Origin of the sequence: Pseudomonas sp. PGPPP1 (genome assembly GCF_002255865.1) — a bacterium.
Lineage (GTDB): Bacteria > Pseudomonadota > Gammaproteobacteria > Pseudomonadales > Pseudomonadaceae > Aquipseudomonas > Aquipseudomonas cremoris.
In genome coordinates, this window is sequence record NZ_NKIG01000021.1 from 50,505 (window position 1) to 63,561 (window position 13,057).

The 13,057-nt window shown below is 60.5% G+C and carries 14 protein-coding genes; 3 read left to right on the forward strand and 11 right to left on the reverse strand.

Annotated elements, in window-relative coordinates:
- Positions 1-8: 8 nt before the first annotated feature.
- Positions 9-779 carry a MetQ/NlpA family ABC transporter substrate-binding protein gene (locus CFE47_RS21430; RefSeq protein ID WP_286840285.1) on the forward strand — a complete coding sequence of 257 codons (771 nt, stop codon included), beginning with the start codon at positions 9-11 and terminating at the stop codon, positions 777-779.
- A 143-nt stretch (positions 780-922) separates the two neighbouring features.
- Here CFE47_RS21430 and CFE47_RS21435 read toward each other — a convergent pair whose 3' ends face one another.
- From CFE47_RS21435 to CFE47_RS21455, 5 genes are read right to left on the reverse strand one after another with little or no spacing between them, the layout of a single operon-like run.
- A complete protein-coding gene (locus CFE47_RS21435) occupies positions 923-1,558 on the reverse strand; it encodes an SCO family protein (RefSeq protein ID WP_185709671.1) in 636 nt (211 codons plus the stop codon).
- Positions 1,555-2,454, reverse strand: coding sequence for a heme o synthase (gene cyoE, locus CFE47_RS21440; protein WP_185709670.1), 900 nt, complete (start codon positions 2,452-2,454; stop codon positions 1,555-1,557). The genes CFE47_RS21435 and cyoE overlap by 4 nt, the downstream gene beginning before the upstream one ends.
- Complete coding sequence (locus CFE47_RS21445) at positions 2,442-3,521, reverse strand: COX15/CtaA family protein (protein WP_286840289.1); 1,080 nt, start codon at positions 3,519-3,521, stop codon at positions 2,442-2,444. The genes cyoE and CFE47_RS21445 overlap by 13 nt, the downstream gene beginning before the upstream one ends.
- Before the next feature lie 10 nt (positions 3,522-3,531).
- Positions 3,532-4,116 (reverse strand): PA_0111/PP_0108 family redox-active disulfide protein, encoded by a 585-nt coding sequence (locus CFE47_RS21450; protein WP_286840291.1) that lies wholly within the window; start codon positions 4,114-4,116, stop codon positions 3,532-3,534.
- On the reverse strand, positions 4,082-4,849 hold the full coding sequence (locus tag CFE47_RS21455) for an SURF1 family protein (protein ID WP_286840293.1): 768 nt from the start codon (positions 4,847-4,849) through the stop codon (positions 4,082-4,084). The genes CFE47_RS21450 and CFE47_RS21455 overlap by 35 nt, the downstream gene beginning before the upstream one ends.
- A 38-nt stretch (positions 4,850-4,887) precedes the next feature.
- On the opposite strand from CFE47_RS21455, the gene CFE47_RS21460 reads away from it, so the two are divergent.
- A complete protein-coding gene (locus CFE47_RS21460; protein WP_135309325.1) occupies positions 4,888-5,091 on the forward strand; it encodes a twin transmembrane helix small protein in 204 nt (67 codons plus the stop codon).
- Between the two features lie 6 nt (positions 5,092-5,097).
- Here the strand turns inward: CFE47_RS21460 and CFE47_RS21465 are convergent, their stop codons facing one another.
- The 4 genes from CFE47_RS21465 to coxB are packed head-to-tail and all read right to left on the reverse strand — an operon-like array spanning position 5,098 to position 9,387.
- Positions 5,098-5,985 (reverse strand): cytochrome c oxidase subunit 3, encoded by an 888-nt coding sequence (locus tag CFE47_RS21465; RefSeq protein ID WP_286840297.1) that lies wholly within the window; start codon positions 5,983-5,985, stop codon positions 5,098-5,100.
- A gap of 35 nt (positions 5,986-6,020) precedes the next feature.
- Positions 6,021-6,572, reverse strand: coding sequence for a cytochrome c oxidase assembly protein (locus CFE47_RS21470; protein ID WP_185709665.1), 552 nt, complete (start codon positions 6,570-6,572; stop codon positions 6,021-6,023).
- A gap of 42 nt (positions 6,573-6,614) precedes the next feature.
- On the reverse strand, positions 6,615-8,201 hold the full coding sequence (ctaD, locus tag CFE47_RS21475) for a cytochrome c oxidase subunit I (RefSeq protein WP_016969522.1): 1,587 nt from the start codon (positions 8,199-8,201) through the stop codon (positions 6,615-6,617).
- Positions 8,202-8,259: 58 nt separating this feature from the next.
- Entirely contained in the window at positions 8,260-9,387 is a 1,128-nt protein-coding gene (coxB, locus tag CFE47_RS21480; protein ID WP_286840300.1) for a cytochrome c oxidase subunit II, read from the reverse strand.
- A 367-nt stretch (positions 9,388-9,754) separates the two neighbouring features.
- Between coxB and CFE47_RS21485 the strand changes: the two genes are divergently transcribed.
- Positions 9,755-10,402: a hypothetical protein gene (locus tag CFE47_RS21485; RefSeq protein ID WP_286840303.1), complete on the forward strand. Its 648-nt coding sequence runs from the start codon at positions 9,755-9,757 to the stop codon at positions 10,400-10,402.
- 129 nt (positions 10,403-10,531) lie between these two features.
- Here CFE47_RS21485 and CFE47_RS21490 read toward each other — a convergent pair whose 3' ends face one another.
- Complete coding sequence (locus CFE47_RS21490; protein ID WP_286840306.1) at positions 10,532-12,061, reverse strand: SulP family inorganic anion transporter; 1,530 nt, start codon at positions 12,059-12,061, stop codon at positions 10,532-10,534.
- Positions 12,062-12,146: 85 nt separating this feature from the next.
- Positions 12,147-12,878 (reverse strand): carbonic anhydrase, encoded by a 732-nt coding sequence (locus tag CFE47_RS21495; RefSeq protein WP_185709661.1) that lies wholly within the window; start codon positions 12,876-12,878, stop codon positions 12,147-12,149.
- Positions 12,879-13,057: the final 179 nt, after the last annotated feature.

The window sequence follows — 13,057 nt, forward strand, 5'->3', positions numbered from 1 at the left end:
CTTGTTGGATGAAAAAACTACTGGTTGCTTTTGCCGCCGTTGCTGCGTTTTCCGCCCACGCCGAGACCCTCACGGTCGCCGCTTCGCCGGTACCGCACGCGGAAATCCTGGAGTTCGTGAAACCTGCCCTGGCCAAAGAAGGCGTGGACCTGCAGGTCAAAGTCTTCACCGACTACGTGCAGCCCAACGTACAGGTGGCTGAAAAGCGCCTGGACGCCAACTTCTTCCAACACCAGCCGTACCTGGATGAGTTCAACAAAGCCAAGGGCACTCACCTGGTGAGCGTCGGTGCCGTGCACCTGGAGCCCCTGGGCGCCTACTCCAGCAAGTTCAAGAAGCTGGAAGACCTGCCAAGCGGTGCCAACGTAGTTATCCCGAACGACGCCACCAACGGCGGCCGCGCGCTGTTGCTGCTGGCCAAGCACAACCTGGTCACCCTGAAGGACCCGACCAACATCCTGTCGACCATCAAGGACATCACCGCCAACCCTAAAGGCCTGAAGTTCCGCGAGCTGGAAGCCGCCACCCTGCCGCGCGTACTGACCCAGGTCGACCTGGCGCTGATCAACACCAACTACGCCCTGGAAGCCAAGCTGGACCCTTCCAAGGACGCACTGGTGATCGAAGGCAACGACTCGCCTTACGTGAACATCCTGGTAACCCGCGAAGACAACAAAGACTCGGACGCCGTGAAGAAGCTGGTAGCAGCGCTGCACACCCCGGAAGTGAAAGCGTTCATTCTTGAGAAGTACAAAGGCGCGATTCTGCCGGCGTTCTGATGTAACTCGATCTCCCAAACACCGGAGATCAAAAAATGTGGGAGCGGGCTTGCTCGCGAACGCACAGTGTCAGTCGATAGATCCGTGACTGAGACACCGCATTCGCGAGCAAGCCCGCTCCCACATTTGTTTTGTGTTGCTAGCTACTTGCGCTGCAGCAACCCAGGCAACTGCGCCACCAACTTCTGGTTATTCAACGGCGCCCGGATGAACCCACGCTGCGTCCCATCCGGCCCGATCACCGCCAGGTTGCCGCTGTGGTCCACGGTGTAGTTCGGCTTGCTGGTATCGGCCGGGATAAACGGAATGCTCACCGCATTCGAGACCTTCTGCACATCGTCCACATTCGCGCCCGTCAGGCCTTCAAATTGTGGGTCGAAGTAACCCAGGTACTGCTTGAGCTGGGTTGGCGTATCGCGATGCGGATCGACGCTCACCAGGATCACCTGCAACTTATCCACAACGTCCTTGGGCAGCTCGCTCTTGATCTGGCGCAGTTGGGCGAGGGTGGTAGGGCAAATGTCCGGGCAGAAGGTGTAGCCAAAGAACAGCAGGCTCCACTTGCCCTTCAACTCGTTGACCACCACGGGCTGGCCGTCCTGGTTTGTCATGGTCACCGGCGGCAGTTGGCGACTTTGCGGCAGCAGGATGATGCCAGCGTCGATCAACGCAGTGGGGTCACCCTGGCCTTTGCCACTGAGTACTTTGTTGACGGTCAGGCCCATGATCAACGCGACGATGGCCACCAGGATAAAGACGGTTTTTTGAGTTCGGGTCATAGGTTCAACAATAGGTAGTGGTCTACGAGCAGGGCGATAAACAGCAACAGCAGGTACCAGATAGAGTACTTGAAGGTGTTGATCGCCGCGTGCGGCTGAGCGCCACGGTACAACACCCAGGCCCATTGCAGAAAGCGCGCGCCCAATACCAGTGCACACGCCAGGTAGAGCAGGCCGCTCATGTGGATGACATACGGCATCAGGCTCACCGCCAGCAGGGCGAAGGTGTACAGCAGGATATGCACCTTGGTGTAGTGCTCGCCGTGGGTGACCGGCAGCATGGGAATATCGGCCTTGGCGTATTCCTCCTTGCGATGGATGGCCAGCGCCCAGAAGTGCGGCGGGGTCCAGGCGAAAATGATCAGCACCAGCAACAGGGGTTCGGCGCTGACATGGCCGGTGACCGCGACCCAGCCCAACAACGGCGGTGCCGCACCGGCCAGGCCGCCGATGACGATATTCTGCGGCGTCGCTCGCTTGAGAAAGCCGGTGTAGATCACCGCATACCCGAGCAACGAAGCCAACGTGAGCCACGCCGCCAGGGGGTTGGTGAACGCCAGCAGCAGGGCCAACCCCGCAACCGCCAGAAACAACGCAAACGCCAGCGCCGCCAGCGGCGACACACGCCCCTCGGCCAGTGGCCGCTTGTGCGTACGCGCCATCACCGCATCGATGCGCCGATCCACCACATGATTGACCGCCGCCGCGCCACCGGCACACAGGGCAATCCCCAGATTGCCGAACACCAGCACCGTCCACGGTACCCCGGCGCGGGTCGCGAGGAACATGCCGACCAGAGAGGTGATGAGCATCAGCACCACCACTTTCGGCTTGGTCAGCTCCAGATAGTCGCGCCACAGCGCCTGGCGATGACGCGCGCCGATCAAGGCCGCCATGGCATCTCTCCTTTAAGGGTAATCAGGCCCGATACGTGTTTGCGCGGGATAAAGCGCCAGCCAAACGGCAGTTGGTTGCGCACCCGGACCAGACTGGTGCGGGCGTGGTAATTGACCAGCACCAACGTCAGTAGCAACGCCGCGCCGCCTGCGTTGTGCGCCACCGCCACCGGCAGTGGCAGGTGGAAATACACGTTGCTCAGGCCCAGGCAAATTTGTGCAGCCAGGGCGATCAGCAACAAGCCTGCCAGACGCGTCATGCCCACCACCTTGAGCTGCCAGGCCAGGCCCAGCAATACCAGCGAGACGATGACGGCGCCAACGCGATGGGTCAGGTGAATTGCCGTCCGCGCCTCGCTGTCCAACTGCCCGCCCAGGTAGTTGGGGCCGATGTGCTGGGTGAGATGAAAGCCATTGGCAAAGTCCGCCGCCGGCCACCACTCGCCATGGCAGGTCGGCAGGTCGATACACGCCACCGCCGCATAGTTCGAACTGACCCAGCCCCCCAGCGCAATCTGCCCGATCACCAGCACCAAGCCAGCCGTCGCCCAATACTGCAGGCGCTTGGGCACAATCAACGCAGGCAATACGCCGGACAAGCGCAACGTCAGCAGAAACAACAGGCTCAAGGTGGCAAAACCGCCCAACAAATGGCCCGTGACCACTTGCGGCCACAGCTTCAACGTCACCGTCCACATGCCGAAGGCAGCCTGCGCGAACACCACCGCCAACACGAACAGCGGCAACTTCACCGGCTGGCCCGGATCACGCCGATGGCTCCACGAACGCGCGGCTAACAGCACGATCAGCAGCCCCAACGTGCCGGCAAAGTAACGATGCGTCATCTCGGCCCAGCCTTTGTCGGCCTCCACCGGCGTGTCAGGAAAATGCAGCTCGGCATGCGCCAGCTGGGCTTCGCTCTGCGGCACGCTGATAAAACCGTAGCAACCCGGCCAGTCCGGGCAACCCAGGCCCGCATGGGTCAGACGGGTATAGGCACCCAACAGCACGACAATCAGCGCCAGCAAGGTGGCAAACAACGCGAGGCGAAATCCAGGTTTGGCCATGACGATGCCCTTATCCGATGTTCGACAGTTTCAACAGCAACCGCAGGTCGTTGAGCAGGTCCTTGCCTTTTACCTTCGCGTCATAGCGCAACACCAAGTTGCCATGAGGGTCGATGATCCACAGCTGCGCATCACACGGCGCGGCGGCGTTCTTGGTGAAGGTCGTCAGGTCGAGCGGATAGCGCTGTAGCTGCGGGTATTCAGCCTTGAGCTTGGCCTCATATTCGGTGCTCACCGGCTGGGCGCTGGCCAAGGCATGGCTGGCGCGGGACGCATCACGGCCCAGACTGATTTGCAGCTGGCGCGCGAGGTACACCAGTTGCTGGCAATCGGCGGCGCAGGCAGTAGGGGCAGTCACCAGCAGTTGCCAGCGATCTTCGTCGGCCTGCACGCCAATATCGGCGCGGGTCTGGCCATTGCCAATCATCTCGCCGTGATAACTGCGGCTGTCCGGCACCCAGAACTGCAATTTGTACATGAAGGTGGCCAGCGCCATCGGGCCGATCACCATCATCAGGATCAGGATCAACTGCCAACGGCCTTTGCGCCGGTCGGGCACCTCAGACACGTTGAGTGGATTCATGGCCGCTCCCATGGGGCTTCTCCTTTTTTGTGGTGTGCCATCCGAGGTAGAGGTAAAGCGCCAACAGCGCCAGCGACATGGCGAACCACTGCACGGCATACCCCAGGTGTTTTTCCGGGCCCATGGCGACAACGGCCCAGTCGGTGTCGTACGTACCGGGGCCGGGCTCGGCACGCAGCTCGTAGGCAAAACCGCTGCGGCCCAGCTCAGCCCACAGGGCAGCGGGATGCAGGGCAGTAAGCAAACGCGGCCATTGCGCGGTGACCGGGTCGGCGTGCAACTGGAAGGTTTCGCCGGGGGCCACGTAGACCCAGGCATCGAGATTCAACGGCTGCTCAGGCGTTGTGAAAGCGGGCGGGGTGCGCCGGTCTGGCCAAGGTAACCAGCCGCGGTTGAGCAACAGCCACAGGCCACTGGCCTGGTCGTGGAAAGGTTGCAGCAGCTCGACGCCCGCCTTGCCATCGCGCATGCGATTGTCGAGCAGCACACTGTGTTCGGCGTCGAACTGCCCACGCAGCCGGACGCGGCGGAACGCCGGATCAGCCATCTCGTCAAGTTGCGTGCTATTGACCGGCTCAGCCACGCGCCGCTGCGCATAGCTGTCCACCAGCAGCTGTTTTTCATGGCCACGGGACAGCTGCCAGAACCCGAGGCCGACCATCAGCGGCAGCAGCACCAACACCACCAGCGTCGGTGCAAGCCCTGGGCGAAAGCGTTTTGTGGCGCTGGCTATACTTGTTTTCATTGCCTCGCCCTCCCGATAAAAAGCCCCGGAGCCAGACCATGCTCAAAGCCGCCATTGCCCTGATGCTGATCGCGACCGTCGTGAGCCTGTTCAGTGGCTTGTTCTTCCTGGTCAAGGACGAGGGCAACTCCAACCGCCTCGTCAACGCCCTGACCGTGCGCGTGGTACTGGCCGTGATCACCCTGGCACTGATCGCCTGGGGGTTCTTCAGCGGTCAGTTGGTGTCTCACGCCCCCTGGTAACCCCCTTCACAACACATACACGAAGAAAAACAGCCCGATCCACACCACATCCACAAAGTGCCAATACCAACTGGCGGCCTCGAACCCGAACTGGTGCTCGGCATTGAAATGCCCGCGCAGGATGCGCATCAGCATCACAAACAAAATGATGGTGCCGATGGTCACGTGGGCACCGTGGAACCCGGTGAGCAAGAAGAACGTCGCGCCGTACACACCCGAACCCAAGGTGAGGCCCAACTCCTTGTAGGCGTGGATGTATTCCTCGGCCTGAAAGCCCAGGAACGCCCAACCCAGCAACACCGTCAGCGCCAGCCAGATTTTCAGCGCGCTGCGATGGCCTTTGCGCAATGCATGGTGGGCGATGGTGATGGTCACGCTGGAACTGACCAGCAGAATCGTGTTGATCAGCGGCAGGCCCCACGGACTGATGGTGCCTTCCGGTGGCGGATACAGTTTGGGATCGGGGTTGTTGAGCAGCGGCCAGGTGAACTGGAAGTCCGGCCACAGCATGTGGGCGATGCCTTTATGACCTTCACCCCCCAGCCACGGGCCGGACATGTGCCGGACATAAAAAAGTGCACCAAAGAATGCGATAAAGAACATCACCTCGGAAAAGATGAACCAGGTCATGCCCCAGCGAAACGAGCGGTCCATCTGCGGGCTGTACAAACCGGCACGGCTTTCCTTGATCACCGCGCCGAACCAGCCGAACAGCATGTAGGCCAGCAGCAGGCCACCGACGAAAAAGATCCACGGCCCGTGGGATTCCGGGCGCGCCGCCTTGAGGTCGTTGAACCACACGCCCAGGCCGTACACCGTGATCAACATGCCAAACGTGGCAATTATTGGCCATTTGCTTTGCACTGGTACGTAGTACGTATCATGAGACGACATGTATTCGCTCTCCTGATTGAGGGGCCAAACAGTAGCTAGCCGCCGGTGTGGACGGCCACCGGCGGTTGGCGCGCAGTGATATCAAACAGCGTGTACGCCAGGGTCAAATGCTTCACATCCTTGGGCATCGCCCGGTCGACGATGAAGCGCACAGGCATCTCGATACGCTGGCCGGGTTGCAACACTTGCTGGGTGAAGCAAAAACATTCGGTCTTGTGGAAGTACATCGCTGCTTCGGCCGGGGAAATGCTCGGTACGGCCTGGGCTGTCATGGCCTTGTCGGTGGGGTTGTAGGCCACAAAAAGCATCTCGGTGACGGCCCCTGGGTTGACCACCACTTCGTCGGCCTTGGAATGAAACTCCCAGACCATGTCGATAGCGTTGGTCGACAGGAATTGCACTCGCACCTGCCGCGAAGGGTCGACAACCTGCTCGCCTTCGTACTGCCCGGCGGTCTTGCCGTTGATGCCGAATGCCTTGCACATCACGTCGTAGATCGGCACCAGGGCAAAGCCGAAGGCGAACATGGCCAGCACCAGAATCAGCAGGCGCGTGACCAGGCGTTTGAGCGGCACGGAGTCAGCCATGACACTCACCTACTGTGGGAGCGGGCTGAGTGGCCAGGGTGTTCATTTGACCTCCGGCGGCGTAGTAAACGTGTGATAAGGCGCGGGCGAAGGAATGCTCCACTCCAGCCCTTCAGCCCCATCCCACGGCTTGGCCGGAGCAGGTGGGCCGCCACGGATGCACTTGATCACGATGAACAGGAAGAAGATCTGCGTGGCACCAAACATGAACGCGCCAATCGACGACACCATGTTGAAGTCGGCGAATTGCAGGTTGTAGTCGGGCACCCGGCGCGGCATGCCGGCCAGCCCCACGAAGTGCATCGGGAAGAACGCCATGTTCATGCCCACGAAAGACAGCCAGAAGTGCAGCTTGCCCAGGGTTTCGTCGTACATGTGGCCGGTCCATTTCGGCAGCCAGTAGTAGGCCGAGGCGAAGATGCCGAAGATCGCACCGGGCACCAGTACGTAATGGAAATGCGCCACCACGAAGTAGGTGTCGTGGTACTGGAAGTCCGCCGGGGCGATCGCCAGCATCAGCCCGGAGAAGCCGCCGATGGTGAACAAAATCACAAAGGCCACCGCGAACAGCATTGGCGTCTCGAACGTCAGCGAGCCTTGCCACATGGTGCTGACCCAGTTGAACACCTTCACCCCGGTGGGCACGGCGATCAGCAGCGTGGCGTACATGAAGAACAACTCGCCCACCAGCGGGATACCCACCACGAACATGTGGTGCGCCCATACGATGAATGACAGGAACGCGATGCTCGCCGTGGCGTAGACCATCGAGGTGTAGCCGAACAATGGTTTGCGCGAGAAGGTCGGGATGATCGAGCTGACGGCGCCAAAGGCCGGCAGGATCATGATGTACACCTCGGGGTGGCCGAAGAACCAGAACACATGCTGGAACAGCACCGGGTCACCGCCACCGGCCGCGCTGAAGAAGCTGGTGCCGAAGTGAATGTCCATCAGCATCATGGTCACGCAGCCTGCCAGCACCGGCATCACCGCGATCAGCAGAAACGCGGTGATCAGCCAGGTCCATACGAACAGCGGCATTTTCATCAACGTCATGCCGGGCGCGCGCAGGTTGAGGATGGTGGCGACCACGTTGATCGCGCCCATAATCGAGCTGATGCCCATCAGGTGAATCGCAAAAATGAAGAACGTCACGCTTTCCGGCGCGTAGGTAGTGGAGAGCGGGGCGTAGAAGGTCCAGCCGAAATTCGGCCCGCCGCCAGGTGTAAACAGCGTGGAGACCAGCAGCAGGAACGCCGCCGGCAGCAACCAGAAGCTGAAGTTGTTCATGCGCGGCAGGGCCATGTCCGGCGCGCCGATCATTAGCGGGATCATCCAGTTAGCCAGGCCGACGAACGCCGGCATCACCGCGCCGAACACCATGATCAGGCCGTGCATGGTGGTCATCTGGTTGAAAAACGCCGGCTCCACGATCTGCAAGCCGGGCTGGAACAGTTCGGCGCGGATCACCATGGCGAACGAACCGCCGAGCAAGAACATGGTGAAGGCGAACCACAGGTACATCGTGCCGATATCTTTGTGGTTGGTGGTCAGCACCCAGCGCATCAGGCCTTTGGCGGGGCCGTGGGCATGGTCGGCGTGACCATGGTCATCGATCACAGTGCTCATGGCCGTTCTCCTGCAAGCGAGTGGGCGGGGCGGTTCGGGGCAAAGGCTCTGAGCGCGGTCATTTGCTTTCTGCCTGTTTCAGAGCCAACACATCCTTTGGCGTGACCATGTCGCCTTTGTTGTTGCCCCAGGCGTTGCGTTCGTAGGTCACCACGGCGGCGATATCCACTTCCGACAACTGCTTGCCGAAGGCCGCCATGGCGGTGCCGGGTTTGCCGAAGTAGACGCGGTGCAGGTGGTCTTCCTTAGGCCCGGTTGCGATTGGCGAGCCTTTCAGCGCCGGGAACATCGGCGGCAGGCCTTGGCCTTCAGCCTGGTGACAGGCCACGCAGGTGGTGTGGTAGACCTTGTCGCCACGGGCCACCAATTCTTCCAGCGTCCACTCTTTGGAGGTCAACTCTTTGAGCTTGGCGGCTTCTTCCTTACGCTCGCCGAGCCAGGTGTCGTAGTCCGCCTTGGACTTGACCTCGACCACGATGGGCATGAACCCGTGGTCCTTGCCGCACAGTTCGGCGCACTGGCCACGGTAGATGCCGGGTTTCTCGACGCGGGTCCAGGCCTCGTTGACGAAGCCGGGGATCGCATCGCGCTTGACCGCAAAGGCCGGCACCCACCAGGAGTGGATCACGTCGGCAGCCGTCACCAGGAAACGCACTTTGGCCCCTACCGGCAACACCAGCGGCTGGTCGACTTCCAACAGGTAATGTTCGCCTTTCACGGCCTGGTTATGGATTTGCTCGGCGGGTGTGGCCAGGTTGCTGAAGAACTCCACGTCCTGGCCCAGGTATTTGTAATGCCACTTCCACTGATAGCCGGTGACCTGGATATCGATATCCGATTCACTGCTGTCGTAGATGTTGATCAGGGTCTTGGTTGCCGGAATGGCCATGGCCACCAGGATCAGCAAGGGCACCACGGTCCAGAGGATTTCCACGGTCGTGCTCTCGTGGAACTTCGCCGCCACCTGGCCCGTGGACCGGCGGTGCAGGATCATCGACCAGAACATCGCGCCAAACACGACGATGCCGATCACCACACAAATCCAGAAAATGGTCATGTGCAGGTCAAACACGGCGTGACTAACCTCTGTAGCCCCTGGCGCCATATTCGTTGTCCAGGCGGCGTGCGCCTGGCCGAATACCGACCACAACAGGAGGCCCATCCAAACGTGTGGATGTCGCGTCATTGCGGGTTCCCCTTATCGTTCTTGTTATCCCGCCGGTTTGCACCTGCGTCGAAGGGAGCGGCTTCCATACTGCTTACAACCGCTTAGCCTCACCTGCTTATGCAGTCTGGCGTCATCAGCTAATTGCGTACAAACCCGAGTATAGACAGGCTCTGCAACCCCGCAATGTGTAGGGACAAATGAGTAAAAACAGACGGGCGGAGCCAATAAAACCGGGGGCGGAATCGTTTATCCGACGAACGATGGCAATTCGATATAACAGGGGCGCATAACCATGAAATAATTATGACAAATGCGTCTTAGGCGCTCGTATAAACGAGCTACCTTATCCTCTCCCTTTTCCTACGCCTGCATCACTGGAGCCTTCATGAACACCGCCGCATTGCGCGAGCAGATTTCCCGTGCCCATCAACACGAAGCCAGCACGGGCCAGCTTGCCCAGCAACTGGAAACCCAATTGCCGCACCTGCATTCGGCCATCTCCCTGGCTGACGGTGATCGCAACATCGTTATGACCCGCTTCGTCACCGCCTACATCGACCTCGTCCCGGATTTGCTTGACGCCGCCAACGACGTGGCCCGCGAGGCCGGTATTGAAAGCCAGATCAAGCCGGTGCTGAAAATTGCCGAGCATTTCTTCCTGCAACCGCCCGCGATCTTGGCCGGCCATGTAGGGCTCGATGGCCTGCTGGACGAAGCCTACCTGGCTCACCGTTTGGTGGAAGAGGTCAACGATCTGTATATCAAGCACTTCGGCCAGCCGTTGATTCCAGCGGACACTACTGTGGCCAACTTGATCGCCCACCAACTAATCGGCGAAGAATTCGCCAACCAGTTGGATGAAGCGGTGCATTTGGCAGTGGATGAGATGCTCAACGAAGACAGCTTTGCGCTGGAGTCGGTGGAGGCCTACCGCGAGACGCTCAAGAGCCCGAATACGGAAGCGGCGTGGAAGCGTTGGCCGTGCCTGTCGCGGCAGTTGGGGGTTGAGTTGGCACTGGATCAGCCGGCTTAAATTTCGAAGTCGATAGCGATCAAATGTGGGAGCCGGGCTTGCCCGCGATGGCGGTGGACCAGTCAGCTATTTTTTGACTGACCCACCGCCATCGCGGGCAAGCCCGGCTCCCACAGTGTTTTGGGGTGCTCAGACTATCGCCGAACCTATCCCTGTAGTCATCCGCACCCGACCTTCCAACCGACGCTTCAACCCCCGCGCTTCAATCACCAGCTTCGAGCCTTTCGCCGCGTTGGCTCGCCCCCATTCCTCCAGCAGCTCCAGGCAGGAATGGTCGATGTAACTCAGGTTATTCAGCGGCACATGCACTGTGGTCCCCGCCGGTACCGTCGACAGCACCTGGGTCAGTGCCGGCACTTTCAAAAAGGTCGCCGCACCGGTCAATCGCAGCTCCATCTCGCCGTCCTGGGGCAAATCAATCAGGCTGACTTTCAACCGTGATGCCTTGAACGCCAACTTCACCAACGTCAGCCCGAAGCCCACCAGCACACCGGTCAGCAGGTCGGTGAAGATGATCGCCAGCGCAGTGGCGGCATAAGTGAACATCGGCATCCGTCCATATCGTCCCAAGGCCTTGAACGCTTTGAGGTCCACCAGCTTGATCCCGGTGTACACCAACACACCCGCCAGGCTCGCCACCGGAATGCTTTGCAGCACGCTCGACAGCAACAACACGAACGCCAGCAGCCACAGGCCATGGAACATCGCCGACAGCCGCGTGGTGGCGCCCGCCTGTACGTTGGCCGAACTGCGTACGATCACGCCGGTCATCGGCAACGCACCGACCAGTCCGCAGAGCATGTTGCCGACACCTTGGGCGGACAATTCCTTGTCGAAATCAGAACGCTGGCCGCTGTGCATGCGGTCAACCGCTGCGGCGGAAAGCAGGGTTTCCGCACTGGCGATAAACGCCACGGCAAATGCCGCGATCAGCAGTTGCGGATCAGCCAGGTTCAGCAGGTCGCTGGGGCGCAGCCAGTCGATAGCATCGGCGAGGTTTTCCGGGACTTCCACACGCTTGACCTGCAATGCCAGCAGCAGGCTGACCGCAGTGGTCAGGCCCACGCCCAACAGGGCACCGGGCACAAAACGCAGGCGTGCCGGGCGCAATTTGTCCCACAGGTACATCACCAGCATGGTCGACAACCCAAGCAAACCTGCCTGCCAACCCAGGCTTGGAATGGCCTGTGCCACTGCCGCCGGAAAGCCAGCCAGGTTATCCAGCCCGGAAGGCTTGGGCGCGCCATCGAGCATCACGTGGATCTGCGACAGCACAATCAGCACACCGATCCCCGCCAGCATGCCGTACACCACCGCCGGCGCCGTAACACGAAACCAGCAGCCGAGGCGCAAGCGCCCCGCCACCAGTTGCAAAAAGCCCGCCAGCAGCAGAATCGGCCCGAGCATCAACATGCCGTGTTGGCGCACCAACTCGAACACCAACACCGCCAAGCCTGCCGCCGGACCACTGACCTGCAACGGCGACCCCGCCAGCCAACCCACCACCAAGCCCCCGATGATGCCGGTAATCAGGCCCTTGGCCGGCGGCATCCCGGACGCAATCGCGATCCCCATGCACAAGGGCAGGGCGACCAGAAACACAACCACGGAGGCGAGCAGCTCCCGTGGCAGTACAGCTTTCAATTGAGCAGCACGCATGATGACTCTCCCGAGGCATTCGCCGGGCGTGGCAACGCCTGGCTGCTCTAATGGCAGCCATCGCGTTACCCGGCAGGGAAGTGTTTTAGAAGCGCGCTTTAGGCGTCGCGGAAGGAATCGGGCCTTCGCCGCTCAACGGTCGGAACGCCGATTGATCCGCATCGTAGGCCCGGATCTCGCTGGTCTCGATGTTGTAGATCCAACCATGGATAAACAAATGACCATTGGCCATGCGCGAAGCCACGGAAGGGTGGGTGCGCAGATGTTGCAGCTGGGCGATGACGTTTTCTTCGGTCAGCACCTTCATGCTCTCGCCTTCATTGGCGCAGTCGCAGTTGTCGTGAACCATGGTCTTGGCGACCTCGGCATGCCGCAGCCAAGCCTTGACCGTCGGCATCTTCTCCAGGCTGTCGGGGTTGAGCACCGCGCGCATGGCGCCGCAATCGGAATGCCCGCAGACAATGATGTGCTGCACGCCCAACGCCAATACGGCGTACTCGATGGCCGTCGACACACCGCCGTTCATCTGCCCATAAGGCGGCACCACGTTGCCGACGTTACGGGTCACGAACAGATCACCCGGGGAGCTTTGGGTGATCAGCTCGGGCACGATGCGCGAGTCGGCACAGGTAATGAACATCGCCCGCGGGCTCTGGGCCGTGGCGAGTTTCTTGAAGAGTTCTTCCTGCTGGGGGAAGACGTCGTGATGGAAATGCAAAAAGCCGTCAACGATATGCTGCAGCGCTGCATCGGCGGATTCCGCCACCTGAGGGGCTGAAGCCGACGCAGCCAACGGCTGTTTATCCTTGTCACTCATGATTCATCCTCTTGATTAATGCAGGGGAGTGTTCAGGTTAGTCCGGCGCCAAGCAGAAAAATTTCCTACAACGACGACGCCGACTCGTCAGTCACTCGATGAACAAGGTAACCGCCGAAACTTAACTCAAACTGAATGAACCGCTCTAGAACGCGGCTTTCAGTGATGTCATAACGCGA

Excerpts from the sequence above, each read along its gene's own strand:
- CFE47_RS21430 (WP_286840285.1), top strand. The coding sequence starts at position 9 with ATGAAAAAACTACTGGTTGCTTTTGCCGCCGTTGCTGCGTTTTCCGCC.
- CFE47_RS21435 (WP_185709671.1), bottom strand. The coding sequence starts at position 1,558 with ATGACCCGAACTCAAAAAACCGTCTTTATCCTGGTGGCCATCGTCGCG.
- cyoE (WP_185709670.1), bottom strand. The coding sequence starts at position 2,454 with ATGGCGGCCTTGATCGGCGCGCGTCATCGCCAGGCGCTGTGGCGCGAC.
- CFE47_RS21445 (WP_286840289.1), bottom strand. The coding sequence starts at position 3,521 with ATGGCCAAACCTGGATTTCGCCTCGCGTTGTTTGCCACCTTGCTGGCG.
- CFE47_RS21450 (WP_286840291.1), bottom strand. The coding sequence starts at position 4,116 with ATGGGAGCGGCCATGAATCCACTCAACGTGTCTGAGGTGCCCGACCGG.
- CFE47_RS21455 (WP_286840293.1), bottom strand. The coding sequence starts at position 4,849 with ATGAAAACAAGTATAGCCAGCGCCACAAAACGCTTTCGCCCAGGGCTT.
- CFE47_RS21460 (WP_135309325.1), top strand. The coding sequence starts at position 4,888 with ATGCTCAAAGCCGCCATTGCCCTGATGCTGATCGCGACCGTCGTGAGC.
- CFE47_RS21465 (WP_286840297.1), bottom strand. The coding sequence starts at position 5,985 with ATGTCGTCTCATGATACGTACTACGTACCAGTGCAAAGCAAATGGCCA.
- CFE47_RS21470 (WP_185709665.1), bottom strand. The coding sequence starts at position 6,572 with ATGGCTGACTCCGTGCCGCTCAAACGCCTGGTCACGCGCCTGCTGATT.
- ctaD (WP_016969522.1), bottom strand. The coding sequence starts at position 8,201 with ATGAGCACTGTGATCGATGACCATGGTCACGCCGACCATGCCCACGGC.
- coxB (WP_286840300.1), bottom strand. The coding sequence starts at position 9,387 with ATGACGCGACATCCACACGTTTGGATGGGCCTCCTGTTGTGGTCGGTA.
- CFE47_RS21485 (WP_286840303.1), top strand. The coding sequence starts at position 9,755 with ATGAACACCGCCGCATTGCGCGAGCAGATTTCCCGTGCCCATCAACAC.
- CFE47_RS21490 (WP_286840306.1), bottom strand. The coding sequence starts at position 12,061 with ATGCGTGCTGCTCAATTGAAAGCTGTACTGCCACGGGAGCTGCTCGCC.
- CFE47_RS21495 (WP_185709661.1), bottom strand. The coding sequence starts at position 12,878 with ATGAGTGACAAGGATAAACAGCCGTTGGCTGCGTCGGCTTCAGCCCCT.